General features: G+C 71.2%; 22 protein-coding genes and 5 tRNA genes. 15 read left to right on the top strand and 12 right to left on the bottom strand.

What is annotated here, in order from left to right; all coding sequences use genetic code 11:
- Positions 1 to 6: 6 nt before the first annotated feature.
- Together CP984_RS20990 and CP984_RS20985 are read left to right on the top strand one after the other, a co-directional pair.
- Positions 7 to 81: transfer RNA gene (locus CP984_RS20990), tRNA-Asp, on the top strand.
- Positions 82 to 271: 190 nt separating this feature from the next.
- Positions 272 to 577 (top strand): DUF6274 family protein, encoded by a 306-nt coding sequence (locus CP984_RS20985; protein WP_003980578.1) that lies wholly within the window; start codon positions 272 to 274, stop codon positions 575 to 577.
- A 502-nt stretch (positions 578 to 1079) separates the two neighbouring features.
- Here CP984_RS20985 and bldC read toward each other — a convergent pair.
- Both bldC and CP984_RS20975 read right to left on the bottom strand, forming a co-directional pair.
- Positions 1080 to 1286, bottom strand: coding sequence for a developmental transcriptional regulator BldC (gene bldC, locus CP984_RS20980; RefSeq protein ID WP_003980577.1), 207 nt, complete (start codon positions 1284 to 1286; stop codon positions 1080 to 1082).
- A 622-nt stretch (positions 1287 to 1908) separates the two neighbouring features.
- Positions 1909 to 2745, bottom strand: a complete 837-nt coding sequence (locus tag CP984_RS20975; RefSeq protein ID WP_003980576.1) for a hypothetical protein — start codon at positions 2743 to 2745, stop codon at positions 1909 to 1911.
- A 265-nt stretch (positions 2746 to 3010) separates the two neighbouring features.
- Here CP984_RS20975 and CP984_RS20970 point away from each other — a divergent pair, with 265 nt between their 5' ends.
- Together CP984_RS20970 and CP984_RS20965 are read left to right on the top strand one after the other, a co-directional pair.
- Positions 3011 to 4126 (top strand): Leu/Phe/Val dehydrogenase, encoded by a 1116-nt coding sequence (locus CP984_RS20970; RefSeq protein WP_003980575.1) that lies wholly within the window; start codon positions 3011 to 3013, stop codon positions 4124 to 4126.
- Positions 4127 to 4687: 561 nt separating this feature from the next.
- Positions 4688 to 4948: a DUF3073 domain-containing protein gene (locus CP984_RS20965; RefSeq protein ID WP_003980574.1), complete on the top strand. Its 261-nt coding sequence runs from the start codon at positions 4688 to 4690 to the stop codon at positions 4946 to 4948.
- A 110-nt stretch (positions 4949 to 5058) separates the two neighbouring features.
- Here CP984_RS20965 and purM read toward each other — a convergent pair whose 3' ends face one another.
- The 4 genes from purM to CP984_RS20945 form a co-directional block, all read right to left on the bottom strand.
- A complete protein-coding gene (purM, locus tag CP984_RS20960; protein ID WP_030180704.1) occupies positions 5059 to 6153 on the bottom strand; it encodes a phosphoribosylformylglycinamidine cyclo-ligase in 1095 nt (364 codons plus the stop codon).
- Positions 6154 to 6188: 35 nt separating this feature from the next.
- Positions 6189 to 7748 carry an amidophosphoribosyltransferase gene (gene purF / locus CP984_RS20955; protein ID WP_003980572.1) on the bottom strand — a complete coding sequence of 520 codons (1560 nt, stop codon included), beginning with the start codon at positions 7746 to 7748 and terminating at the stop codon, positions 6189 to 6191.
- A 373-nt stretch (positions 7749 to 8121) separates the two neighbouring features.
- Complete coding sequence (locus tag CP984_RS20950) at positions 8122 to 8928, bottom strand: maleylpyruvate isomerase family mycothiol-dependent enzyme (protein WP_003980571.1); 807 nt, start codon at positions 8926 to 8928, stop codon at positions 8122 to 8124.
- Between the two features lie 10 nt (positions 8929 to 8938).
- Complete coding sequence (locus CP984_RS20945) at positions 8939 to 9586, bottom strand: TetR/AcrR family transcriptional regulator (protein ID WP_003980570.1); 648 nt, start codon at positions 9584 to 9586, stop codon at positions 8939 to 8941.
- 165 nt (positions 9587 to 9751) lie between these two features.
- Here CP984_RS20945 and CP984_RS20940 point away from each other — a divergent pair, with 165 nt between their 5' ends.
- Positions 9752 to 11341, top strand: a complete 1590-nt coding sequence (locus CP984_RS20940) for an MFS transporter (RefSeq protein ID WP_003980569.1) — start codon at positions 9752 to 9754, stop codon at positions 11339 to 11341.
- On the opposite strand, the gene purL is transcribed toward CP984_RS20940, so the two are convergent.
- From purL to purS, 3 genes are read right to left on the bottom strand one after another with little or no spacing between them, the layout of a single operon-like run.
- Positions 11298 to 13547, bottom strand: coding sequence for a phosphoribosylformylglycinamidine synthase subunit PurL (gene purL / locus CP984_RS20935; RefSeq protein ID WP_003980568.1), 2250 nt, complete (start codon positions 13545 to 13547; stop codon positions 11298 to 11300). The genes CP984_RS20940 and purL overlap by 44 nt on opposite strands.
- Positions 13544 to 14248, bottom strand: a complete 705-nt coding sequence (gene purQ / locus CP984_RS20930; protein WP_003980567.1) for a phosphoribosylformylglycinamidine synthase subunit PurQ — start codon at positions 14246 to 14248, stop codon at positions 13544 to 13546. Before purQ ends, purL begins: the two co-directional genes overlap by 4 nt.
- Entirely contained in the window at positions 14245 to 14502 is a 258-nt protein-coding gene (purS, locus tag CP984_RS20925) for a phosphoribosylformylglycinamidine synthase subunit PurS (RefSeq protein WP_003980566.1), read from the bottom strand. Before purS ends, purQ begins: the two co-directional genes overlap by 4 nt.
- Before the next feature lie 300 nt (positions 14503 to 14802).
- Here purS and CP984_RS20920 point away from each other — a divergent pair, with 300 nt between their 5' ends.
- The 9 genes from CP984_RS20920 (at position 14803) to CP984_RS20880 (ending at position 20030) form a co-directional block, all read left to right on the top strand.
- On the top strand, positions 14803 to 15123 hold the full coding sequence (locus CP984_RS20920) for a histone-like nucleoid-structuring protein Lsr2 (protein WP_003980565.1): 321 nt from the start codon (positions 14803 to 14805) through the stop codon (positions 15121 to 15123).
- A gap of 197 nt (positions 15124 to 15320) precedes the next feature.
- A tRNA-Gly gene (locus CP984_RS20915) sits at positions 15321 to 15392 on the top strand.
- 45 nt (positions 15393 to 15437) lie between these two features.
- Positions 15438 to 15509 (top strand) — tRNA-Gly (locus CP984_RS20910).
- Between the two features lie 75 nt (positions 15510 to 15584).
- Positions 15585 to 15657 (top strand) — tRNA-Gly (locus CP984_RS20905).
- A gap of 159 nt (positions 15658 to 15816) precedes the next feature.
- Positions 15817 to 16791 (top strand): ABC transporter ATP-binding protein, encoded by a 975-nt coding sequence (locus CP984_RS20900; RefSeq protein WP_003980564.1) that lies wholly within the window; start codon positions 15817 to 15819, stop codon positions 16789 to 16791.
- Positions 16788 to 17594, top strand: a complete 807-nt coding sequence (locus CP984_RS20895; RefSeq protein WP_003980563.1) for an ABC transporter permease — start codon at positions 16788 to 16790, stop codon at positions 17592 to 17594. The genes CP984_RS20900 and CP984_RS20895 overlap by 4 nt, the downstream gene beginning before the upstream one ends.
- A complete protein-coding gene (locus CP984_RS20890; protein ID WP_003980562.1) occupies positions 17567 to 18979 on the top strand; it encodes a sensor histidine kinase in 1413 nt (470 codons plus the stop codon). Before CP984_RS20895 ends, CP984_RS20890 begins: the two co-directional genes overlap by 28 nt.
- A 350-nt stretch (positions 18980 to 19329) precedes the next feature.
- On the top strand, positions 19330 to 19923 hold the full coding sequence (locus CP984_RS20885; protein ID WP_030180698.1) for a response regulator transcription factor: 594 nt from the start codon (positions 19330 to 19332) through the stop codon (positions 19921 to 19923).
- Between the two features lie 34 nt (positions 19924 to 19957).
- A tRNA-Gly gene (locus CP984_RS20880) sits at positions 19958 to 20030 on the top strand.
- Positions 20031 to 20140: 110 nt separating this feature from the next.
- Here CP984_RS20880 and CP984_RS20875 read toward each other — a convergent pair.
- A complete protein-coding gene (locus tag CP984_RS20875; protein ID WP_003980560.1) occupies positions 20141 to 21043 on the bottom strand; it encodes a phosphoribosylaminoimidazolesuccinocarboxamide synthase in 903 nt (300 codons plus the stop codon).
- A 136-nt stretch (positions 21044 to 21179) separates the two neighbouring features.
- The gene (locus CP984_RS20870) at positions 21180 to 22529 is read right to left on the bottom strand and encodes an MFS transporter (RefSeq protein ID WP_226048684.1); all 1350 of its coding nucleotides are present in this window, start codon (positions 22527 to 22529) and stop codon (positions 21180 to 21182) included.
- A 101-nt stretch (positions 22530 to 22630) separates the two neighbouring features.
- Between CP984_RS20870 and CP984_RS20865 the strand changes: the two genes are divergently transcribed.
- The gene (locus tag CP984_RS20865; RefSeq protein ID WP_003980558.1) at positions 22631 to 23551 is read left to right on the top strand and encodes a LysR family transcriptional regulator; all 921 of its coding nucleotides are present in this window, start codon (positions 22631 to 22633) and stop codon (positions 23549 to 23551) included.
- A gap of 11 nt (positions 23552 to 23562) precedes the next feature.
- On the opposite strand, the gene CP984_RS20860 is transcribed toward CP984_RS20865, so the two are convergent.
- Positions 23563 to 25041, bottom strand: coding sequence for a N,N-dimethylformamidase beta subunit family domain-containing protein (locus CP984_RS20860; protein WP_003980557.1), 1479 nt, complete (start codon positions 25039 to 25041; stop codon positions 23563 to 23565).
- Between the last annotated feature and the right edge of the window lie 281 nt (positions 25042 to 25322).

The raw sequence follows: 25322 nt of genomic DNA, 5'->3' as shown, positions 1-25322 counted from the left end.
CACCAAGGTCCTGTGGAGCAGTTTGGAGTGCTCGCCACCCTGTCAAGGTGGAGGCCGCGGGTTCAAATCCCGTCAGGACCGCATCGATCGGCCCGCATCCTCTGGGATGCGGGCCGTTTGCGTTGCCCTCCGGCCGGGGAGTGTGGACGGGAGTGTTGCACCCCGTGGCCTGAAGGCCGGGGGCGTACGGACCGGGGGCCGTTCCGCGTATTGACCGAGGCGTGCACCGCCGGTAGTCACGAGGCAGAGCGCGGGGCCGGGAGGAGTTGCGATGCCGACAGCCGCCAGGCACGAGACCAGAGCGCTGCTGCGGGCCCATCTGTCGGCCGCCACGGGATATCGCCACCTGACCCGCCACTGCCCCGTGTGCGCCCGCCTGCTGCGGCTCGCCATGGAGCCCCGTGGCCGCGCCGACGGCGCTCCTGCCGCCGACTCCGCCGCTCGACCGCCCGAAAGGCCCGCCACGGGCCCTTCCACGGCCTCTGGCGCCCCACCGCACACGGACCCGGCGTCCTCCGAAGCCGCCCACGCGCCGCCGGCCGGAGCGGCGGAGGACGAAAGTCCCGCCGCCCGGTGACCAACGGCGCCTTCCCCACCGGCCTTGCGGTGGGAGGCTGTTGAGGAAGGAGCGGGGCGCGGGCCCTTTATCGCAGCGGCGTCGAGGCCACAAGCGTCCATGCCTGTGACGGGTGTCACCGGACGACTTTCGGGAACCGGGAAGCTTACGGCCGCCCTACACCCGGTCAATTTAATATGTGCAATTGCACCACCCACCCGGCAGTCCGCGGACTGGACCGGAGAACGGCGGGGGCCCGCTCCCGGCGGCCCCCGCGGGCGGTGTCCAGCCGGCCGGGCCGGCTCCGGGCCCGGTTCGGCGCGCACAAAAAAATCGCGCTGGACCCGGCGGAGTCCAGCGCGATCGATGACGTACCCAGATGGTGCGGGTGTGGCGCCTGTTGGGGCAGACACCGCGTCATATGGAGCTTTGTGGTGCTAGGTGGTGCTGAGCGGAGCCGGCTGGGGCTCCATGGGCCGGTATCGGGTTGGGGGGCCCGAAAACAGCCCGGTCATGCGGTTGTTCAGGATTCGCTGCGCTGCTGCGGAATGCCCGCGAGCAGTGCGCGAACCTCGGCCTCGCGGTAGCGCCGGTGTCCTCCGAGCGTGCGGATGGACGTGAGCTTGCCTGCCTTGGCCCAGCGGGTCACCGTCTTCGGGTCCACGCGGAACATCGTGGCGACCTCGGCGGGGGTAAGCAGCGGCTCGGCGTCAGGGGTGCGAGCGGTCATGAGCGGCCTCCTCGGGAGAACCGAACCATCACGGTTCTTTCCTCTAAATTCTGCACCTTGACCCGCGTTGCCCGAAATGGCGGACGCGGGCCGAGTCGGTTATAGGACGAACGGCTTGTCCTCGGCACTACAACTACACCATCTGTCCAGCCACGTCGGCCAAACCGATGGAATTGCCCTCTCAGGTGTTCAACCTCGGCGGAAGCCGATGGACCATGCCATAGCGGACAGTCACCCCACCGTGACGATCAGTCACACAGTGACCACCCGCCATCAGACCCACCAAGGAGCGCAATAGCGAACTATCCGCCCTTACTAGGACGGAAGGAACCCTTGTCGGGCTCCTTGTCCTATTTTGGCACGAGGGTATGGCTTGGCCGCAAGGCCCGAAGTCAGTGCTTTAGGTCACGCTTGAGGTAATCGTCCGGATCGGGACCTACGTCCTTCACCTTCGTCTCAGTAGTGTGCACGAACCTCGTCGGCCGCTGATCATTTTGTCGTTCCGCGGGAACGACAAGGGCCGGCCGGAGCCCGTACGGGCCGCGTCGGGTCACCCTACGAACCGCATCGCAAGACCGTACGCAGCGCAGCGGCCCCGCGCACCCCTCCCGCACCCGCCGTCTCAGCTGGCGAACTGCCGCTCGCGCACCTCACGCCACCGGTCCGACAGCTTCTCGTACGCCTCGCCGGCCCGGTCGCTGTCGCCCTCCCGCAGCGCCGCCAGCCCGTCCGCCACCTCGGCGGCCGACCGGTCCTCGGCGAGCTGCCCCTCGGGCACCGCGTGCACCAGCCCGCCGTAGTCCAGCTCCACCAGCGCCCGCGGATGGAACTCCTCCAGCCAGCGGCCCACGTCCACCAGGCCGTCGATCAGCGGGCCCTCCTCCAGGGAGTCGCGCAGCGTCCGCAGCCCCCGCGCCACCCGGCGCCGCGCCTGCACCATGGGCGTGCGGTAGCGCAGCACCGGGCCCTGCTCGCTCTTGGTGTACTCCCGCTCGTCGTCGCCGAACAGCGCGAACCAGCGCACCGGTACGTGCCAGGTGGCGGTACGGATCCACGGCCGGGCGTCCGGATTGCGCTCCAGCCACTCCTCGTAGTCCGCGGCCGCCTGGCGCCGTACCACCGGCGGCAGCGCCGCGTCCAGCACCGGCGCCGGCAGCAGTTCGGACAGCTCCTCCAGGGCCTGCCAGCCGCGCAGCCGCGTCCGCCAGGGACAGACGCACGTCACGCCGTCCACGACCGCGACGAAGGCGTCGCGGCTCTCGTGAACCGGCACCGGAACGGGCGGAGTGGGCAGCAAATCGGCCAGGGACCGCCGAAGTTCGTCCTGAACCGTAGGGGTCTCGGCGCGCCGGGCGTAGCGCGCCCAGTAGGAGCGCTCCGGCTCGGGGAACGCTGCCAGCGGCTCGTAGACCCGTAGATATGCCGCGTACGGGACCATCACCGACGACGCCAGGGCCACGCCCGCTCCTTCGATTCCTTCACGATGCCGCCCACGGAAACAACAGCAAAGAATGGCAAAGAGGTGCAAAGTGCCGGGAGTTGGCTCACGCCGCCCGGCCCGAGGTACGGCAAATCGTCCCACGCCCGTCCCCCAGGAGAGGGTGATCCTTCGCACTGCACCGATCAGTGCCCCCTTCAGGTCTTACTCTCTTCCCGACCGGCCCTCCCGCCCTCCCCCCTGCCACAAGTACGTGGGAGCCACCGGAGGGCGTCCTCCGCGACTTATGGGAGTCACCACCGTGACCGACGTACGTCTTCCCGTCAGCGCCGACGGCGGCGTCCTGCACACCCTGTTCCGTTCCGAGCAGGGTGGCCACGAGCAAGTCGTCCTGTGCCAGGACCGCGCCAGCGGTCTGCGGGCCGTCATCGCCATCCACGACACCGCCCTGGGCCCGGCCCTCGGCGGCACCCGCTTCCACGCGTACGCCTCCGAAGACGAGGCCGTGCTGGACGCCCTGAACCTCTCCCGTGGCATGTCGTACAAGAACGCCCTCGCCGGTCTCGACCACGGTGGCGGCAAGGCCGTGATCATCGGTGACCCCGAGCTGATCAAGACCGAGGAACTCCTGCTCGCTTACGGCCGGTTCGTGGCCTCTCTCGGAGGCCGTTACGTGACCGCGTGCGACGTCGGCACCTATGTCGCGGACATGGACATCGTCGCCCGTGCGAACCGGTGGACCACCGGCCGCTCCCCCGAGAACGGCGGCGCCGGCGACTCCTCGGTCCTGACCGCCTTCGGCGTCTTCCAGGGAATGCGCGCTTCCGCCCAGCACCTGTGGGGCGACCCGACGCTGCGCGGCCGCAAGGTCGGCGTCGCGGGCGTCGGCAAGGTGGGCCACCACCTCGTCGAGCACCTCCTCCAGGACGGCGCCGAGGTCGTGATCACCGATGTGCGCGCCGAGTCGATCGAGCGCGTCCGCTCCCGGCACCCGCAGGTCACCGTGGCCGCGGACACGGGCACGCTGATCCGTACGGAGGGCCTGGACCTCTACGCGCCGTGCGCCCTCGGCGGCGCCCTGAACGACGAGACGGTGCCGGCGCTGACCGCGAAGGTGGTCTGCGGCGCCGCCAACAACCAGCTGGCGCACCCGGGCGTCGAGAAGGACCTCGCCGACCGTGGCATCCTCTACGCGCCGGACTACGTCGTGAACGCCGGTGGCGTGATCCAGGTTGCCGATGAGCTGCACGGTTTTGACTTCGACCGCTGCAAGACCAAGGCGGCAAAGATCTTCGACACCACGCTGGCGATATTCGCTCGTGCGAAGGAGGACGGCATTCCGCCGGCCGCCGCGGCGGACCGGCTGGCCGAGCAGCGCATGGCGGACGCCCGGCGGTCCTGACCCGTACGCCCGGTCGGCGGACGGCAGCGTCCGTCGGCCCGGACGTCGAATTCAGGCCATTTTTCCGGCCGGTCGGGCGAGCGATGACGACCGGTTCCGACCGACAATGTCCCTCAATGCTCGGGTCCGACCGAAGCCGATCGCGATCCGATCATGCTGTCGGACGGCCCGGGGACAGCTCCTATGCCCCTGCGAACGCGGCACCGGTCACGGACCGTGCCGGGCCGCGGCACGCAGGGTGCGGGAAGCGGAGGCGGAACCGGTCGCGTAACGATCTCTGAGCGCTGCGTAAGGGATCACGGGTGGTGAAGGAGACATCCCTCACCACCCGTCGGCGGGTCGCCGGTCCGAACAGGTTAAAATCGCAGCTGACCAGCGGGGACGGGGCGTCTCGCCGGTCATGCCGAGCGGTCGGTGGTGCGGGCGACGTACCGTATGGCCGCGGAAGCAGGTACCGTTAAAGCCCTACGGGCCGGTCTCTCCGTCGAGAGTCCGCTCTGAATCATGAACGCGTGTCAAGACTCTGGGGCCGTCGAGCCCCGTCGTTGAGGGGGTCGAGCCATGGGGCGCGGCCGGGCCAAGGCCAAGCAGACGAAGGTCGCCCGCCAGCTGAAGTACAACAGCGGTGGGACTGATCTCTCACGCCTGGCCGAAGAGCTGGGTGCATCGCCGCAACAGCCGGCACAGCAGCAGCCGCCGAACGGCGAGCCGTTCGAGGATGAAGAGGACGACGACCCGTACGCGCGGTACGCCGACCTTTACAACCGAGACGACGATGACGAGGACGAGGGCAACTCGTCCCAGCAGCGTCGTCGCGCCTGACGTACGACGTCTTTTTTGTCGTGCGTGCACGGTGTGCACAGCAGTTCCACGGACCCGGTCCGGGGTGGTGACCTCGGACCGGGTTCTGTGCTGCCCTGAGGGCGGGCACCTCAGGCAGGGTGGTCACCGGTCAGGGTCACGGCCTCGGTGTGCGCGCCGCGCTCGACGATCTCACCGCTGACCCAGGCGTCCACACCGCGGTCCGCGAGGGTGGCCAGCGCCACGTCCACCGACTCCGGCGGCACGACGGCGATCATGCCGACGCCCATGTTCAGGGTCTTCTCCAGCTCCAGCCGCTCCACCTGGCCGGCCTTGCCCACCAGGTCGAAGACCGCGCCCGGCGTCCAGGTGGACCGGTCGACCGTGGCGTGCAGGTGGTCCGGGATGACGCGGGCCAGGTTGTTGGCCAGGCCGCCGCCGGTGATGTGCGAGAAGGCGTGCACATCGGTGGTGCGGGTCAGCGCCAGGCAGTCCAGCGAGTAGATCTTGGTGGGCTCCAGCAGCTCCTCGCCGACGGTGCGGCCGAGCTCCTCGACCCGCTGGTCCAGGGACATCCCGGCCCGGTCGAACAGCACATGGCGAACGAGTGAGTACCCGTTCGAGTGAAGCCCGGAGGACGCCATCGCGAGGACGACGTCACCCGTACGGATACGATCCGCGCCCAGCACCCGGTCCGCCTCGACGACACCCGTACCGGCGCCCGCCACATCGAAGTCGTCCGCCCCGAGCAGCCCCGGGTGCTCGGCGGTCTCCCCGCCGACCAGCGCGCAGCCGGCCAGCACACAGCCCTCGGCGATGCCCTTGACGATCGCCGCGACCCGCTCCGGGTAGACCTTGCCGACGCAGATGTAGTCGGTCATGAACAGCGGCTCGGCACCGCAGACGACCAGGTCGTCCACGACCATGCCGACCAGGTCGTGGCCGATGGTGTCGTAGACGCCCATCCGGCGGGCGATGTCGACCTTGGTGCCGACGCCGTCGGTGGCCGAGGCGAGCAGCGGCCGCTCGTACCTCTTGAGGGCCGAGGCGTCGAAGAGGCCGGCGAACCCGCCGAGGCCGCCGACGACCTCGGGGCGGGTGGCCTTCTTGACCCACTGCTTCATCAGGTCGACGGCGCGGTCGCCCGCTTCGATGTCCACGCCCGCTGCTGCGTAGCTGGCGCTGGTGCCCGCGTCCGGGGCACGCTCAAAAGACTCGGCAGACATGGCGTTGAGATCTTTCCTGTCGGTGGGTACGAGCTCTACGGGCGGCGCAGCGCGTCGGCGCCGCCGACCCCTGCCGTCAGCGTCTCGACGCCGTCCAGGTCCGGCTTGGACCGGCCCGCGGTCTCCGATTCCAGGAGGTGCTTGCCCAGCAGCTCCGGGTCGGGCAGCTCGATCGGGTACTGGCCGTCGAAGCACGCGCGGCACAGGTTCGGCTTGGCGATCGTCGTCGACTCGATCATGCCGTCGATCGAGATGTACGCCAGGGAGTCGGCGCCCAGCGAGGTGCCGATCTCGTCCACGGTCAGCCCGTTGGCGATCAGCTCGGCGCGGGTGGCGAAGTCGATGCCGTAGAAGCACGGCCACTTGATCGGCGGCGAGGAGATCCGGATGTGGACCTCGGCGGCACCGGCCTCGCGCAGCATCCGGACCAGGGCGCGCTGGGTGTTGCCGCGGACGATCGAGTCGTCGACGACCACCAGGCGCTTGCCGCGGATGACTTCCCTGAGCGGGTTGAGCTTGAGGCGGATGCCCAGCTGGCGGATGGTCTGCGAGGGCTGGATGAAGGTCCGGCCGACGTAGGAGTTCTTGACCAGGCCGACGCCGTACGGGATACCGCTGGCCTCGGCGTAGCCGACGGCGGCCGGGGTGCCGGACTCCGGCGTCGCTATGACCAGGTCGGCGTCGGCGGGGGCCTCGGCGGCCAGCTTGCGGCCCATCTCCACCCGGGAGAGGTACACGTTGCGGCCCGCGATGTCGGTGTCCGGGCGCGCCAGGTAGACGTACTCGAAGACACAGCCCTTGGGCTTGGCCTCGGCGAAGCGGGAGCTGCGCAGGCCGTTCTCGTCGACGGCGATCATCTCGCCGGGCTCGATCTCGCGGATGAAGCTGGCGCCGCAGATGTCCAGGGCGGCCGTCTCCGAGGCCACCACCCAGCCGCGCTCCAGGCGGCCGAGGACCAGCGGGCGGATGCCCTGCGGGTCACGGGCGGCGTACAGGGTGTGCTCGTCCATGAAGCACAGCGAGAAGGCGCCCATGACCTTGGGCAGGACGCGCGGCGCGGCCTCCTCGACGGTCAGCGGCTTGCCGTCCTCGTCGACCTGGCCGGCCAGCAGGGCCGTGACCAGATCGGTGTCGTTGGTGGCCGCCACCTGGGTCGCGCGGCCGTTCTCCCGGGGGAGCGCGGCGACCATCTCGGCCAGCTCGGCGGTGTTGACCAGGTTGCCGTTGTGGCCCAGTGCTATCGAGCCGTGCGCGGTGGCACGGAACGTCGGCTGGGCGTTCTCCCACACCGAGGCACCGGTGGTGGAGTAGCGGGCGTGGCCCACGGCGATGTGGCCCTGAAGAGAGCCGAGGGAAGTTTCGTCGAAGACCTGGGAAACCAGGCCCATGTCCTTGAAGACCAGGATCTGGGAGCCGTTGCTCACTGCGATGCCCGCGGACTCCTGTCCGCGGTGCTGCAGGGCATACAGCCCGAAATAGGTGAGTTTGGCGACCTCTTCACCCGGAGCCCAGACACCGAAGACGCCACATGCGTCCTGGGGGCCCTTCTCGCCGGGGAGCAGGTCGTGGCTGAGTCGTCCGTCACCACGTGGCACGACACCGAGTCTAGGGCAGGTCCGCGATTCATCCGAACCGGGGATCGAACCCGGGCGGGCGCCGGGGGCCCTGGTCCGGGTGGAGGAATGCCGGGCGTGAGCGCCCGCTCACGGACGGAACCGTGCACCGCGGAGGGCTCGCGGCCACGCTCTCCACACCCGGGACCCGCCCGATTCGGGCCCGGAGCCCGTCCGCGCCGCCCCCGCTGTGCCCGGTGCCGTACACCCCGCCGTACGGGGTCGGGGTGAGATGCGCCACTCGTATGTGGGTGCGCGACGTTCAGGTGAACGCTTGTGGTGATTCCCGGGCGTATCGGGCTGGTCTCGTCGCACTCAGAGGGCCGGTGTCCGGCCTGCCGATTGCCTGTCGGAATCACCCCATAAGGGGCAAGTACGCTGCGAGGTCGGCCCGTTCGCCGCTGGCGCTGACCGCCGCGCCCTCGACCGCCGTCGGCCACGTCGTACGGCCGGTGGCCAGGCGCAGCCAGGTGAGCGGGTCGGTTTCGACGACGTTCGGCGGCGTGCCCCTGGTGTGCCGGGGGCCCTCGACGCACTGGACGACCGCGAACGGCGGCACCCGGACCTCGACCGAGCCGCCCGGCGCCTTGGTCGCGAGGGCGTCGGCGAGCAGCCGGGTGGCGGTGGCCAGGGCCTGGCGGTCGTACGGGATCTCCAGACCGGTGGCGGCAGCCAGATCGTCGGTGTGCACGACCAGTTCGACGCAGCGGACCACCAGGAAGTCGGCCAGTCGCATCGCGCCGATACGGGCGGCCAGCAGGCGGTCGTCGGGGGCCATGGGGACGGCTTCGGCGTAGCGGGCCGCGGCGCGGTCCATGAGGTCCGACGGCGCGGCCTCGGCCGCCGTCGCGCGGGCGATCTCGTCGACCTTCCCGGCCAGCGCGCGGGTCGCGGACGGCCAGGTGGCGAGGGTGACCTCCTGGGCGGGCGGCGCGGGCCGCGCCAGGGCCGCCGGGACCTGCTCGACGGCCATGGCCAGATGGGCGACCAGTTCGCGGACCGTCCAGTCGCCGAGGCGGGTGGGCAGCGCGAGCTGCTCGGGAGTCAGACGCTCCACGGCGACGCGTACGTGACCGAACTGCGCGACGACCGCGGCACGGGTCTTGGCGGAGTCGTAGCTGCGGGCGCGGGACCTGCCGGACGGCTTGCGGGCACTGGGCATGGCGTCGAGGCTACTCGGCGGGGCGCGTGGCGTAGCCCCCCAGACCGCGCTCCACCAGCTCGAAGGCGCGGTGCGCGGCGGCGACCGCGTCCGGGTACACGGCGTCGGCGGTCTCGCCTTCCAGCAGCCTGCGGTGGTTCTCGTTGATGAGCGCGTTACGGGCGGCCATTATCTGGCCCGCGGCCACCTGGGCGTCCATCCGGTCGCCGCCGGCCTCCTCCTCCAGCACCTCGGCGAGCCGCTGGAGGCCGTGCATCCGGTTGGCGTACGCGCGAAGCAGCAGGGCCGGGGTCTCCACGATCAGCCGGCGGATGCTGAGCACTTCCGCCTGGTCACACAGGCCGACGGACGGGTCCCGCAGCTCCAGCATCTCGACGAACTGGCGGCAGACCGCCGCGACCGCCGACTCGCCCCGCAGGCGGTCGCGGACGGCCCGGGCCGCGTCCCCGGCGTGGTGCTCCATCGGCTTGAGGACCAGGTCCTCCTTGGAGCCGTAGTAGTTGAAGACGGTCATCTTGGAGACATCCGCGGCCGCGGCGATCTCCTGCACGGAGACCTTCTCGAAGCCCCGCTCCAGGAAGAGTTCGAGGGCGGTCCGCCAGACGCGCCGCTCGGTCTGCAGTTTCTTGCGCTCGCGCAGCCCCAGCTCCTCAACCATGGCACCACTGTACCAGGGCAAAAAATAATACCGGGCTAAACATTGACTCGGTCCACGCTTGGCGGGCATGGTGCAGCCATGACCCTTTCCACCACGTCTTCGCGGACTTCCCCGGGCGGCGCGGCCGCCGATGGCGGACCGCCCTCCCCCGCCGCGCCGGGCGGTATGACGCCGGCCCGGCTCCGCATCGGCTTCGCCGTCTGCCTCGTGACGATGCTGCTCGCCGTCCTCGACACGAACATCGTCTCGGCCGCGACGGTCCCGATCGTCCGCGAGCTGGACCCGCTGCACGGCGTCGACCGCATCCCCTGGCTCATCAGCGCGTTCTCGCTCGCCGCCACCGCGGCGCTGCCCCTGTACGGCAAGCTCTGCGACTCCCTGGGCGCCAAGAAGGTCTTCCTCGGGGCCGTCGCCACCTTCCTGCTGGGCTCGGCGCTGTGCGGGGCCGCGCAGTCGATGGAGCAGCTCATCGCCTTCCGCGCGGTGCAGGGGCTGGGCGGCGGCGGGCTGATGAGCGTCACCATGGTCGTCCTCGCCCAGCTCAAGGGGCCGGGCCAGAAGGGCACGCGGAAGGGCGCCGGAACAGGCGGGCTGGTCGCGGGGGCCGGCATGGCCCTGGGGCCGGTGGTCGGCGGACTGCTCGCCGACCACGCGGACTGGCGCTGGATCTTCTACGTCAACCTGCCGGTCGGCATCGCCGTGCTCATCGTCTCCGCACTCGCCCTCAAGCTCCCGCACCACGGCGAACGGCACCGCATCGACTTCCTCGGCGCGGCGCTGGCGGCGGCCTTCTCCACCGCGCTGCTGCTGGTGACGGAGTGGGGCGGCCGGGATCACGCCTGGGGCTCGCCGGTGATCCTCGGGCTGTTCGGCGGTGCCGTCGCGCTGCTCGCCCTGTTCCTGTGGCGGCAGGCCACCGCTGCCGAGCCGCTGCTCCCGCTGACCATGTTCCGCATCCCCGCGCTGCGTACCGGCTTCGCCGTGCAGGGCCTGGTCGGCGTGGCCATGATGGGCTCGCTGGTCTACGTGATGATCTACCTTCAGCTGGCCCGCGGCATCGCCCCCACCTCCGCGAGCCTGTTCATGATTCCCATAGCGCTCGGGATAGCCGCCTCGGGCCTGCTGACGGGCCGGCTCGCCGCCCGCGGGTGGTCGGAGAAGGCGGCCGTGATCAGCGGCACGGCCTGCGCCGCCGTGGCCACCCTGCTGCTCTCCGCCAACGGCGCCGACACCGACCTGTGGGTCGTACGGGCCGAACTCCTCCTGCTCGGCGCCGGGTTCGGCCAGACGCTGGGCCAACTGATCGTGCTGGTGCAGCAGTCCGCGCCGCACCACCAGCTCGGGGTGGCGACGACCGGCGTCCGCTTCTTCCAGACCCTGGGCAGCTCCCTGGGCACGGCCTTCTTCGGCACGGTGCTCGCCCGCGTCTACGCCGACCGTGGCCCCGGCGGCTCCACCAGCGCCATACCGGCCCTGAAGGGCGAGGCCCACACCCGCGCGGTGGACGCCTTCAGCTCATCCATAGGCGTGGTCTTCCTCTGCTCGGCGGGCGTGCTGGTGCTGGCACTGCTCCTGGCCTCGCGCCTACGGGCCGATGCGCCGGCGGGCGCCGGGCGGACATCCGTACGGCCGCCCGACGACGCGGTGGCCCGCCCCCGGGAAGGGACGGACCACCGATCGACCGGACCGGCTCGGCCGGACCCGGCCGGACTCAGCCGAACAGCGCCGGGATCGCCGCCTCATGAGCTTCCCTGAGGTCGCTCAGCGGGATGGTGAACTGGCCCTGGACGTCGAGGACATCGCCGTCGACGACGCCGATGCGGGTGGCCGGCAGGCCCCGCGCGCCGCACATGTCGGAGAACCGCAGCTCCTCGCTGCGCGGCACCGCGACGACGGCGCGGCCCGCCGACTCGGAGAAGAGCAGGACGAAGGGGTCCAGCCCGTCGGGGACGACGATGCGGGCACCCTTGCCGCCCTTGAGGCACGACTCCACCAGGGCCTGCACCAGGCCGCCGTCGGACAGGTCGTGGGCGGCGTCGATCATGCCGTCGCGGGAGGCCGAGATCAGGATCTCGGCCAGCAGCTTCTCCCGCCCCAGGTCCACCTTGGGCGGCAGGCCCCCCAGGTGGTCGTGGACGACCTGCGACCAGGCCGACCCGCCCAGCTCCTCCTTGGTGTCGCCGAGGAGGTAGATGAGGTGGCCCTCGTCGGCGAACGCGACCGGGGTGCGGCGCCGCACGTCATCGATCACACCGAGGACCGCGACGACGGGGGTGGGGTGGATGGCCGCCTCACCGGTCTGGTTGTACAGCGAGACGTTGCCGCCGGTGACCGGCGTGCCCAGCTCCAGACAACCGTCGGCCAGGCCGCGTACGGCCTCGGCGAACTGCCACATCACCGCCGGGTCCTCCGGCGAGCCGAAGTTCAGGCAGTCGGAGACCGCCAGGGGCTTCGCGCCGGTGGCCGCGACGTTGCGGTAGGACTCGGCCAGCGCCAGCTGGGCGCCGTGGTACGGGTCCAGCTTGGCGTAACGGCCGTTGCCGTCGGTGGCAATGGCCACGCCCAGGCCGGAGGCCGCGTCGATGCGGATCATGCCGGCGTCCTCCGGCTGCGCCAGCACCGTGTTGCCCTGCACGAAGTGGTCGTACTGGCTGGTGATCCAGGACTTGGACGCCTGGTTGGGCGAGGCGACCAGCTTCAGGACCTGCTCGCGCAGCTCCGCGCCGTTCGCCGGTCGCGCCAGCTTGTTCGCGTCGTCGGCCTGCAGCGCGTCCTGCCACGCGGGGCGGGCGTACGGGCGCTCGTAGACCGGGCCCTCGTGGGCGACCGTCTTCGGGTCGACGTCGACGATCTTCTCGCCGTGCCAGTAGATCTCCAGCCGGTCGCCGTCGGTGACCTCGCCGATGACGGTGGCGGTGACGTCCCACTTCTCGCAGATCGCCAGGAACCGTTCGACCTTGTCCGGCTCCACGACGGCGCACATGCGCTCCTGCGACTCGCTCATGAGGATCTCCTCAGGCGAGAGCGTCGAGTCGCGCAGCGGTACGTCGTCCAGCTCCACGCGCATACCGCCGGAGCCGTTGGACGCCAGCTCGCTGGTGGCGCAGGACAGGCCGGCCGCGCCCAGGTCCTGGATGCCCACGACCAGCTTCTCGGCGAACGCCTCCAGGGTGCACTCGATGAGCAGCTTCTCCTGGAAGGGGTCGCCGACCTGGACGGCGGGCCGCTTGCTCGGCTTCGCCTCGTCGAAGGTCTCCGAGGCCAGGATGGAGGCGCCGCCGATGCCGTCGCCGCCGGTCCGGGCCCCGTAGAGGATGACCTTGTTGCCGGCGCCGGAGGCCTTGGCCAGGTGGATGTCCTCGTGCCGCATCACGCCGATGGCACCGGCGTTGACCAGCGGATTGCCCTGGTAGCAGGCGTCGAAGACGACCTCGCCGCCGATGTTGGGCAGGCCCAGGCAGTTGCCGTAACCGCCGATGCCCGCGACCACGCCCGGCAGGACGCGCTTGGTGTCGGGGTGGTCGGCGGCGCCGAAGCGCAGCGGGTCCACCACCGCGACCGGGCGGGCACCCATGGCGATGATGTCGCGCACGATGCCGCCGACACCGGTGGCGGCGCCCTGGTACGGCTCGACGTAGGAGGGGTGGTTGTGCGATTCGACCTTGAAGGTGACCGCGAAGCCCTGGCCCACGTCCACGACACCGGCGTTCTCGCCGATGCCCACGAGCATCGCGTCGTTCTCGGGCACCTTCTGCCCGAACTGCCGCAAATGGACCTTGCTGCTCTTGTACGAGCAGTGCTCCGACCACATCACCGAATACATCGCGAGTTCCGCGCCGGTGGGACGGCGGCCCAGGATCTCGCGGACGCGCTCGTACTCGTCCTGCTTCAGGCCGAGTTCGGCCCAGGGCTGGTCGGTGTCCGGCGTCTCGGCTGCGTGCTTGACCGTGTCGAGCGTCATGCGTTGACCAATTTCTTCAGGATCGAGGTGAAGAATCCGAGTCCGTCCGTCCGGCCGGTGCCGATCAGCGGCTCGACGGCGTGCTCGGGATGCGGCATGAGGCCGACGACGTTGCCCGCCTCGTTGGTGATGCCGGCGATGTCGCGCAGCGAGCCGTTGGGGTTGCCGTAGCCGTCGGCGGTGTCGCCCTCGGTCAGGTAGCGGAAGGCGACCCGGCCCTCGGCCTCCAGCATGTCGAGGGTGCGCTCGTCGGCGACGTACCGGCCGTCGATGTTCTTCAGCGGTACGGAGATCTCCTGGCCGGCCGCGTAGTCGGTGGTCCAGGCGGTGCCGGCGTTCTCCACCCGCAGCTTCTGGTCACGGCAGACGAAGTGAAGGCTCTCGTTGCGCAGCATGGCGCCGGGCAGCAGATGCGTCTCGGTCAGGACCTGGAAGCCGTTGCAGATGCCCAGCACCGGCAGCCCGGCCCTGGCCTGCTCGATCACGGTCTCCATCACCGGCGAGAAGCGCGAGATGGCACCCGCCCGCAGATAGTCGCCGTAGGAGAAACCGCCGGGCAGCACCACGGCGTCGACCTGCTTCAGGTCCTTGTCACGGTGCCACAGCGGCACGGCCTCGGCCCCGGCGAGCCGGACGGCGCGCTGGGTGTCGCGGTCGTCGAGCGTGCCGGGGAAGGTGATGACTCCGATGCGTGCCGTCATGATGCGGCTCGGTCTTCTACGTGGACGGTGAAGTCTTCGATGACCGTGTTCGCGAGGAAGGTCTCGGCCATCTCGTGGATACGGGCGAGGGCGGCGTCGTCGACCGGGCCCTCCACCTCAAGTTCGAAACGCTTGCCCTGACGGACGTCGCGGATCCCCTCGAATCCCAGGCGTGGCAGTGCACGCTGCACCGCCTGGCCCTGCGGGTCGAGGATCTCCGGCTTGAGCATGACGTCGACTACGACGCGTGCCACTGGCACTCCCGATGGTGTGGTGCGTAAGGCGGTGCCCTCACAGTACCGTGTTCGAAAATCTACGCGCATAGATATCGTGACGGTGTGATCACGTTGCGGCATCGGCTTCGGTGAGCGGTGGGGAAAATCTCAGAAAAGACCTAGGGTCCGCATTGCGGAAGGACACGCTGAGGAAATTAACTGGGCTTCACCTTGCAATGCCTGTCGCTGTACAAATGAAAATGCATTGATCCCAATCAGCCGGATCTGCAGCATCCCCCCATGTCAGGACGGGATTGCTGCTCGAAAGGACCGATATCCGTGGCGCAGCGCGTAGTAGTCACGCTCTCCGATGACATCGAAGGCGGAGAAGCCGCAGAGACGGTCACCTTCGGTTTGGACGGTAAGTGGTACGAGATCGACCTCAATCCCGCCAATGCGAAGAAACTGCGCGGCGCCCTCGCCCCGTTCGTGGAGGCCGGCCGCAAGCGGTCGAAGTCCGGCAAGGCGTACCACCACACCTCCGTGACGCCGGATCCCGCGGCGGTGCGCGCCTGGGCCCGCTCCCACCACATGGACGTGCCTCCGCGCGGCCGGATCCCGAAGAAGGTCTACGAAGCCTTCGACGCGGCCAACAGCTGACCCTGCCCGCCCGGCGTCCGGCCGCGGGCCGGCGGACGGACGCCGGGCGGGCAGCGGCGGGCGGACAGCGGCGGGGCGGCGGCGTACGGGCCGGTTCGCACGGTCCATCAGCCGAGTTGCGCAGCACCCCTGTTGATCAGCTAGAGTCTGGAGCACGCCGAGGGGCGAGGCCGAAAGGCCGAACCCCAAGGAGTCACGCGGGTGTAGCTCAGTAGTAGAGCGCCCTCTTTCCAAGAGGGAGGCGCAGTGTGCAATCCCTGTCACCCGCTCTGACAGCATCGACCGGATCTTCGGGCCCGGTGGATGGTGGTCATGCGGGTGTAGCTCAGTAGTAGAGCGCCCCCTTTCCAAGGGGGAGGCGCAGTGTGCAATCCCTGTCACCCGCTCTGACAGTACCTACCGGTCTTGTGGATCAGGTAGAGTAGCTGTCGCGCCGCCCGGTGAAAGCCGGTCGGATGCCTGCGGACGTAGCTCAGTTGGTAGAGCGCAACCTTGCCAAGGTTGAGGTCGCGAGTTCGAGCCTCGTCGTCCGCTCAGGGAAAAGGCCCCGGTCATAGCGACCGGGGCCTTTCGTATGCGCCCGCGCCGCCCGTCCGCAGGGACGGCCACCGCCCCGCCGCACCTGACATTTGTCATCCGGGCTGATGACAAGCCGCACTGCCCCGGGCCGGATCCGGCCGGGAGCCTTGAAGCATGAACATCGGGGACTTCGGCGCGAACGTGATTGACGTCACGGGTCTGCGCAGGCGATACGGGCCGCCCGGGGGCGGCCGGAAGAACAAGAAGGGCAAGGCGGGCTACGAAGCGGTGCGGGGCATCGATTTCTCCGTGGCCCGCGGCGAGCTGTTCGCCCTGCTCGGGACCAACGGGGCGGGCAAGACCTCCACCGTCGAGCTGCTCGAAGGGCTGGCCGCGCCGACCGGCGGCAAGGTGCGGGTGCTGGGCCATGATCCGTACGCGGAGCGGGCCCAGGTCCGGCCGCGGGTCGGCGTGATGCTCCAGGAGGGCGGCTTCCCCTCGGACCTGACGGCGGCCGAGGCCGTACGGATGTGGGCGGGCACCACCAGCGGCGCCCGGCCGGTCGACGAGGCGCTGGAGATGGTCGGTCTGGCCCGGCGCCGGGACGTCCGGATCAAGATGCTCTCCGGTGGTGAGCGGCGGCGGCTGGACCTGGCCATGGCCACGCTGGGACGGCCCGAGGTGCTGTTCCTCGACGAGCCGACCACCGGCCTGGACACCGAAGCCCGCCACACGACCTGGGAGTTGATACGCGGGCTGCGGGCGGACGGCACGACCGTCGTGCTGACCACCCACTACCTGGAAGAGGCCGAGGGACTGGCCGACCGCCTCGCGATCATGCACCGGGGCCGGATAGCGACGACCGGCACGGTCGCGGAGGTGGTGGCCAGCCACCCCGCGCAGATCTCCTTCGAGCTGCCCGACGGCTTCCTGGCCGGCGATCTGCCGCCGTTCCCCGAACTGGGCGTCGACGGACACGAGACGACGGGGCGCACGATCCGGCTGTTCACCTCCGACCTGCAGCGGGCCGCCACCGGCGTGCTGCTGTGGGCGCGGGACAAGGGCATCGAGCTGCGGGGGCTGGACGCCCGCTCGGCGTCGCTGGAGGAGGCGTTCCTGCGGATCGCCAAGGGTTTGGAGGACAAGTGAGCGCCACCGGCATCGAGACGAGGCCCGGGGCTGCCGCCCGTACGGGCACCCGCGACCGGCTGACGGCCCTGGCCCGCGCGGAACTGACCCTGCTGGGCCGGAACAAGACCACCTTGTTCATGGCCCTGCTGATGCCCCTGATCATGGCCTTCGCCCTGCACCGGGCGGTCGCCGAGATGCCGCTGGAGAAGAACGGCCTGTCGGTCGGCACGGCCCTGCTCCCGGGGACCATCGGCTTCGTGCTGATCTTCGCGGTGTACGGCACCGTCACGGGTGCGCTGGTGACCCGGCGCGAGGAGCTGGTGCTCAAGCGGCTGCGCTGCGGTGAGCTGACGGACCGGGAGATATTGGCCGGAACGGCCCTGCCGACGGTGCTCATCGGCCTGGCGCAGTGCGTCCTGCTGGTGGTCTGCGGCGGGCTGGCCCTGAAGGTGGACCTGCCCCGGGCGCCGCATCTGTTGCTGCTCGGTGTGCTCCTCGGCATGGTGATCGTGGTCGCGATGGCCGCGGCCTCCACGGCCATCACCAAGAGCGCCGAGGCGGCCTCGCTGACCACGCTGCCATTCGTCTTCGTCTCCATGGCCGGCTCCGGGATGGTCGCGCCGCTGGACATCTTCCCCGACCGGGTCGCCGCGGTCCTGGAGCTGCTGCCCCTGTCGCCGGTGATGGGCCTGGTACGGGACGGCTGGCTCGGCGAGGGCGACCTCACCGACACGCTGAAGCGGCTGGTCATCGCGTTGGCCTGGGCCGGGCTCGCGGTGTTTGCTGTACGTCGGTGGTTCCGCTGGGAGCCACGGCACTGACGGTGTACGGCGCTGAGGACGACGGGGGTGCGGAGCCGGTGTTCCATGAGCAGCTGCGCAGGTTGCGGGAACGGGGCAGGGTCGCGCAGGTGTTCCTGTGGGCGCGGTGGACGCTGTACGTCATGCCGTGGCTGATGTTCATCGGCTGGCTGGTCGCACCACTCGTCGCCACGGCGGCCACGGCGCATGTCTCCCTGCTCCCGACCGTGCCGGTCATGGTGCTGGGGCTGGTGCAGTGCGGCGTCTACATCCCCGGCGTGCGGCGCGGGCTCTCGCACTACGTGTACGGCACTCCCGCGCCGTGGCGGCTGATCGCCGCGTCGGGGGTGCTGGCGGCCGCGTCGGTGGCCATGATCGCGATACTGATCGCGTACGCCGGACTGCCGGCGGATGTGCAGGCCTGGACCACGCTGATGCTGTTCCCCACCCTGCCGGTCAGCTGCCTGCTCTCCCTCGTGATCAACAAGCGCCGGCAGGCGCTGGTGTACGTCGTCAACACGGCAGTGATCATGACGGCGATGGGCCTCGCGGGCGTTTCGCTCGTGTTCGTGGCGGGACTGCCGATCGCCCTCGCCTTCTCCGCCCTCTTCGCGGCGCTGTCGTGCCGCAGCTGGGGCTGGATCCTCGCCGCGATGCGGGAGCTGGACGAGGCCAAGGGCGCGCAGGCACGGCTCGCCGTGGCCGAGGAGCGGCTGCGGTTCGCGCGGGACATGCACGACGTCGTCGGCCGGAACCTGGCCGTGATCGCGCTCAAGAGCGAGCTGGCGGTGCGGCTGGCGCGCAAGGGCCGGCCGGAGGCCGCCGACCAGATGGCGGAGGTGCAGCAGATGGCCCAGGACTCCCAGCGGGAGGTACGGGACGTGGTCCGCGCCTACCGGGAGGCGGATCTGGACGTGGAGATGGCGGGAGCGCGGGCGGTGCTCCAGGCGGCCGGGGTGCAGTGCCTGATGGACCAGGAGGACAGCACCGGGCTGCCGCAGCAGGTGCAGTCGGTGCTGGCCTGGGTCGTACGGGAAGGCACCACGAACGTACTGCGCCACGCCAACGCGTCCACGTGCTGGCTGACGCTGCGGGTGACGTCCGACGGCACGCCCGGCGGCGACCGGACGCGCGACGCCGGGACGGACACGGCGGCCCGGCCCGAACCGGCGGTGATCTTCACGATGGAGAACGACGGCGTCGTACCGGACGTGCCCCAGCGCAGCGCCGGCAGCGGCATCGCCGGCCTGCGGGAACGCCTCGCCGCCCTGGACGGCACGCTGGTCGCCGGCCCCCGCCCGGACGGCCGGTTCTGGCTGCGGGCACATGTCCCGCTGGAGGAGGGTCAGGTGGCGAAGGGGGACGCATCCGGGCTCGCCGCGAGCGGGTGGCCCGCTCGGACGTAGAGGGCCCGTGTTGGTACGGACGGGCGGAGTCGACGGCGGGCCGTGCTGGGACGGGCGACGATGGCTTGCGCAGGGCCGGACGGGCACCCGGCCGGAGGGACAGCGACGTGAGGGAAGCAGAGACCATGGCGGAGGAGTGGGGGCGGATGCCCGAGCCGGGGCGGGAGTCCCGAGAGGTGCCGGGGTCCGGGGCGGTGCCGGCATCCGGCCGGCAGCCCGGTACGGAGGGACCTGCGGTTCCGGTGGCGGCCCCCTCAAAAGCCCCACCGACACCCCCACAGCCTCCGACGACCGCCCCTTCGCAGCCCACGCCCGCGCCCTCACCGGACCTCCCAGCCCCGCTACGCGTCCTGCTCGCCGACGACGAGCACCTGATCCGGGGAGCGTTGGCCGCGCTGCTGGCGCTGGAGGACGATCTTCAGGTGGTGGCCGAGGCGGGGTCGGGGCCGGAGGCGTTGGCGATGGCGTTGGCTCATCGGCCCGATGTCGCGGTACTGGATCTTCAGATGCCGGGGGCGGACGGTGTGGCAGTGGCCACATCTCTGCGCAGCCGGCTGCCCAGCTGCCGGACCATGATCGTGACCAGTCACGGGCGCCCCGGCCACCTGAAGCGGGCCCTGGAGGCGGGGGTGCGGGGGTTCGTGCCGAAGACCGTCTCGGCACAGCGGCTGGCCGAGATCATCCGCTCGGTGCACGCGGGAAACCGGTATGTGGACCCGGAGTTGGCGGCCGACGCCATCAGCGCAGGGGACTCGCCGCTGACCGTACGGGAGGCGGAAGTGCTGGAGTACGCGGAGAACGGCGCGCCCGTCGCGGAGATCGCGGAGCGGGCCGCGCTGTCGCCGGGGACGGTGCGCAACTACCTCTCCTCGGCCACCGCGAAGCTCTCCGCCGAGAACCGTCATGCGGCAGCGCGCATCGCCCGCGCGCGAGGTTGGCTATAGTGGAGCCCGCACCGCGCCGCTGAGCGCGGGGCAGGCGGACGTAGCTCAGTTGGTAGAGCGCAACCTTGCCAAGGTTGAGGTCGCGAGTTCGAGCCTCGTCGTCCGCTCAGGGAAAAGGCCCCGGTCATCGCGACCGGGGCCTTCTTCGTTGGGGACCGGCACCCGTCCGCAGGACCGGCACTCGTGGGGCCGGGGTGCACCCGGCCCCACTCCGTCCTTACCCCCAGGTCAGCCCCGTGAGCCGCTCGTACGCCTCGATGTACTTGGCGCGCGTGCGGTCGACGGTTTCCTGGGGCAGGGGCGGGGGCGGCTGCTCGCTCCCGCGGTCCCAGCCGGAGGCCGGCGAGGTGAGCCAGTCGCGGACGAACTGCTTGTCGAAGGAAGGCTGGGCCCGGCCCGGCTCCCAGGTGTCCGCGGGCCAGAAGCGGGACGAGTCCGGGGTGAGGACCTCGTCCGCCAGCGTCAGCTGCTCTGCCCCGTCGAAGCCGAACTCGAACTTGGTGTCCGCCAGGACGATGCCGCGCTCGCGGGCGATGTCGCGGGCCCGCCCGTACACGGCGAGGGTGGCCTGCCGCAGCTGGGCGGCGGTCTCGGCGCCGATCTGGCGGGCGACCTCCTCGTACGGCACGTTCTCGTCGTGCTCGCCGACGGCGGCCTTGGTGGCGGGGGTGAAGATCGCGGCGGGCAGTTCCGAGCCGTCGGTCAGGCCCTCGGGCAGCGCCAGCCCGCAGACCGTACGGGTCTGCTGGTACTCGACGAGGCCGGAGCCCGTGAGGTAGCCGCGGGCGACGCACTCCACCGGGATCATCGCCAGCGACGTGCAGACCGTCGTACGGCCTTCCCAGTCCGCGGGGGCGCCGGGCGGCAGCTCCGTGGACAGCACATGGTTGGGGATGAGGTCGGCCAGCTGGTCGAACCACCACAGCGAGAGCTGGGTGAGCACCCGCCCCTTGTCCGGGATCTCGGTGGGCAGCACCCAGTCGAAAGCCGAGATGCGGTCGCTCGCCACCATGATCAGGTCACCGGCGGCGTTCTGGTAGAGGTCGCGCACCTTGCCGGTGTGGAGGTGGGTGAGCCCCGGAACCTCCACTGCCTCGGGCTTTTCTACAAAACCGGACACGCTGCCTCCGCGTAGGTTGATCCAGGCGTCGGTCCGATTCTCCCGTATGCGGGGACGATACGGCGTCCCAGGGTCGCGGAGGGCCGCATGCGCGGGACCGGCACCCGGTACGGGCCCCAGGCCCGCGCGAGACCGGTCAGAGCCGTTCGCGGCGCGCCGCGCGGGCGACCGCCCCGAGGGTGAGGACGGCCAGCAGTGCCGCGGCGGCGAGGATGGCCTGCGGGGACCACAGCGCGCTGAGCAGGGTGACGCCGTACGGGGCGAAGAAGCCCAGGTAGGCGAGGGTCCAGAAGCGGGCGGTGAGCCGGGCCAGCCGGTGCGGCGGCGCCAGCGCGGCGACCTCGGTCAGGCCGTACGCCACGCACAGCCCGTACCCGGCGCCGAGCACCACCGCGGCGCCCAGGGCCAGGGCGGGCTGTACGGCCATGACGGCGAGGGCGCCGACGAGGAGGCCGAGCGCGACGGCGGCCAGCCCGGTGACGGCGGTGGCCAGGCGGTGTCGGGCGGCGAGCCGGCGGGCGAGCGGCGCCACCAGCAGCCCGGCGCCGGGGGTCACGGCGGTGGCGACACCCGCGTACACCGTCTGCCAGCCGTCGAGGCGCGCGCCGACGAGCCCCGGAAGGGTCACGAAGGCGATGGTCGGCGCGGCGAAGACCCAGGGGGCCACCGGGGCGATCAGCCGCCGGAAGGAGGCACCGCCGCCTCCCCGCGACACATGATCGTGTGTGGTCGGGCGCGCCTCATGGGCGGCCGGACGGTGCCCGCTCCTGGTCCGGACCGTCTCGGGCGCCCGGCCCGCGGCCGCCGCTGCCACCGCCGACAGCACCAGGTGCGGCACATACGCCGTGATCATCGGGTACGGCGCCCACTGGGCGATCAGCGCGGCGGCCAACCCGCCGGAGGCGAAGCCGGCCGAGAGGAAGAGGCCGGAGCGGCGGGCGGCCGTGCCGGGGGCGGTGGACGGGTCGTGCGGGGCGGACGAGAGTTCCTTGATCCAGACGCTGCCCGCGGTGAGCAGGGCGCCCGCGCCGAGGCCGGTCAGGAAGCGGCCGGGCCACAGCAGCCAGGCGGCGGCCGGGCCCGCCATCAGGAGGCAGGTCGCCACGGCGGCGGTGGCGAGCGCGGTGTAGACGACGGGGCGCCGGCCGCGCCGGTCCGCCAGCGGGCCGCCCAGCAGCAGCCCCGGGATCAGGCCGAGCACATACACCGCGAAGAGGGCGGTGGTGGTGGCCGTGGTCAGGCCCAGGTCGCCGCGGTAGGCGCCGAGCAGGGCGGAGAACTGGTTGGCGCTCCAGCCGGAGGCCGTCATCATCCAGCCCGCGCGCAGCCAGTGGCGGGGCCGGGCGGAACCACCGGTGGCACGGCCTGGCGTACGGGGCGCGGGGCGTGGCAGTACGGGGGCTGCCCCGGCGCCGGGCGCGTCCGTACGGCAGGCGGAAGCGGCAGCAGCGGAGGTGGTGCGGCGTTCGGTGGGGGACGTGCTCATGGAAGCCGTTGTACGAGGCCGGAGGGGGTCGGCGCCGCCTCCGTTCAGGAATCGTGAACGGCCCCCGGAACCGGACCCGCGTCCGATTTATCGTGGCACCCATGGACCTGCGACGGCTGTCTTCCTTCCTGGCGGTGGTCGAGGAAGGACACTTCGGGCGGGCCGCGTCCCGGCTGTTCCTGTCGCCGGCCGCGGTCACCCAGCACGTCCAGCAGCTGGAGCGCGAGCTCGGCACCCGGCTGCTGGACCGCGGCAACGGCCCCGTACGGCCGACCGCCGCCGGGCAGCGGCTGGCCTCCCACGCCCGTACGCTGCTGGCCGCCGCGAACGCCGCCGTGGAGGACGTGACCGAGGCGGCGGAACGCGCCTCGGCGGCCTCGTCCCGGGCGGCGCGCGGGCTGCGGGTCGGTGTGATGGGGCACGGTTCGGCCGAGGTGACGCCGGCGGCCGTCAACGCCTTCCGCCGGGCCCGCCCGGAGATCCCGCTGAAGCTGGTCCAGCTCAACTTCACCGAGCACTGCAGCGCGCTGCGCGAGGACCGGGTGGACGTCGCGTTCGTACGGCCGGCGATCCGGAGCGAGGGCATCGAGGTGGACGTCCTGACCACCGAACAGCGGATCGTCGCGGTCCCGGCGGCCTCGCCGCTCGCGGACGCCGCGGCGACGGGCGTACGGCTCGCGGACGTCATCGACCTGCCGTACCTACGGCTGCCCCGGCACACACCGCGTCCGTTCACCGACTACCTGTACTTCGACGAGGGCGAGCGCCGCGCCCCGGACTGCGCGCTGACCCCGCAGGACGTGCTGACCAGCGTGGCCGCGGGCCGCGGCGCGGGCTCCGGGCTGAAGTCCTTCGCCCGCTACTACCCGTGGCCCGGGACGGTGTACGTGCCGGTGCTGGACGCGCCGTACGCGCACAGCGTGCTCGCGACGCGGGCGGGCGACCCGAATCCGGAGGTACGGATCTTCCGGGCGCTGACGGTGGCACTGGCGCGGGAGCTGGGGACGATCACCGGGCGATAGCCCCCGGCCTTCTAGTCCCGCTTGCAGATGCGGTCGAGCAGATTGGCCGTGGCGCGCTGGACGCGCTCGTCCACGTGTCCCGGGCGGTCCAGGGCCGGGGACCAGGCGAAGGTGCCGGAGGCGAAGACCAGGGCGCCGCTGAGGGCGCGGTAGAGCGAGGTCTCCTGGTGGCGGCGGGTGCCCTCGCTGTCCTCGTACGGGGAGTGGGCCAGCAGGATGCGGTGGGTGTGCTCCGGCAGGGGCGTACGGGGGAAGTAGCGGTCGGCCTCGCCGGCGACCAGGCCGGGCAGCTCGTCGCCCTCGTGGGCGCCGGTCGCCTCCCACATCCAGTGGTCGGCGTTGCGCACGACCAGGGGCGCGGGCTCCGGAACCCGGCCGGCGTACTGGATGCCCATCAGCAGCTGCTCCGCTTCGCCGGTCTCGCGCCACAGGGCGGGCTTGCCGGGGCCCTGGCGCTTGCGGCAGCTGAGCAGGGAGTCCGGGCCCGCGGGCGAGGGGGCCAGTTCGACCTGCCAGTACATGGTGTTGGCGGACAGGAAGACGAGCGAGGTGCCGCTGTCGCGGGCCAGTTCGGCGGTCCGGCGCATGGGCTGGGACCAGTACTCGTCGTGGCCGGGGAAGACCAGGCCGCGGTAGCGGGACGGGTCGACCAGGCCGGCGTGCAGATCGCGGGCGTCGGCGTACGCGAGGTCGTAGCCGTACCGCTCGGCCCAGCGGATGAAGTCGTAGGCGTGGCCCACATGGAGCGGGAGGCCGGCGCCCGCGTAGGGGCGGTCGAAGGAGACGGTGGTGGCGGCGTCGGGCTCGCCGAGCAGCGAACCGTCCGCGTCCCAGGCGTGGTACAGGCTGGCGCCGGTGCGCCCGTCCTCCGGGTAGAGGTTGTACGCCTGCCAGGTGATGTCGGGCAGGAGCAGCAGGAGGTCGGCGGGGTGGGTGTCGCGGACCGTGAAGGGCACGTGGCTGCGGTGGCCGTCGGCGGTGGTCAGGACGGCTACGTAGGCGCCCAGTTTCCAGTACGTGGGGACCTGGAGGCGCCAGGACAGCCACCAGTGGTGGCAGGAGACCGTGCGGTCGGCGGCGAGCGGCGCGGGCTGCACGATGCCGGCCAGCCGCGGACTCGTGGTGATCTTGGCGGCGCCGGTGCCCGCGTAGTGGCCGATGCGGTAGATGTCGATACTGAAGGGCTGGGGCGGATCGACCGAGACACGGAAGTCGATGGCCTCGCCGGGGGCCACCGCGCCGGTGCTCACGAAGCCCTTGATCTGCTGGCGTACGTCGTCGGCCGTGCGGGGTCCCGCGCTGGAGCGGGGCGAGGGCAGGCGCTTCTCGCCGGGGGCGACCGCCGGGTCCACGTACCAGGGGACCACCTGACCGGAGTCGAAGTAGTTCTCGCTGCCGCGCAGCCAGGGCAGCGGGCCCTGGCCGAACGGATCCGTGACCGCGTGCGCAAGCGCTCCCGACTCCCAGCGCCGGATCTGCTCCGTCCCCACTTCGTACTCCCCTCCCTGCGTCCCCCCGCCGACTGAGCAGGCCGCCGCGGCACCAGGATTTCGTGCTCGATTGAACGACCGGGGCCAGTCCCAGCACATCACATTACGCACTTGCTCCGTCACCCTTCGTCGTGAATTCGCGAGGGTTCCGGCCATGAACGACGAGCTGGAGGGGAACATTCAGCCCGGTCGTGCGGGTGGTGCGGAGCGAACGCCCACAACAGGCGCACTCGGCTTGTTCATGCCCCCGAATGCGCCCCCATACGCTCCCCGTGCGCCGT

The sequence above is a fragment of the Streptomyces rimosus genome (assembly GCF_008704655.1).
Taxonomy (GTDB): domain Bacteria; phylum Actinomycetota; class Actinomycetes; order Streptomycetales; family Streptomycetaceae; genus Streptomyces; species Streptomyces rimosus.
Note: the sequence above shows the minus strand (reverse complement) of the source record. Positions and strands in the feature narration are given on the sequence as shown.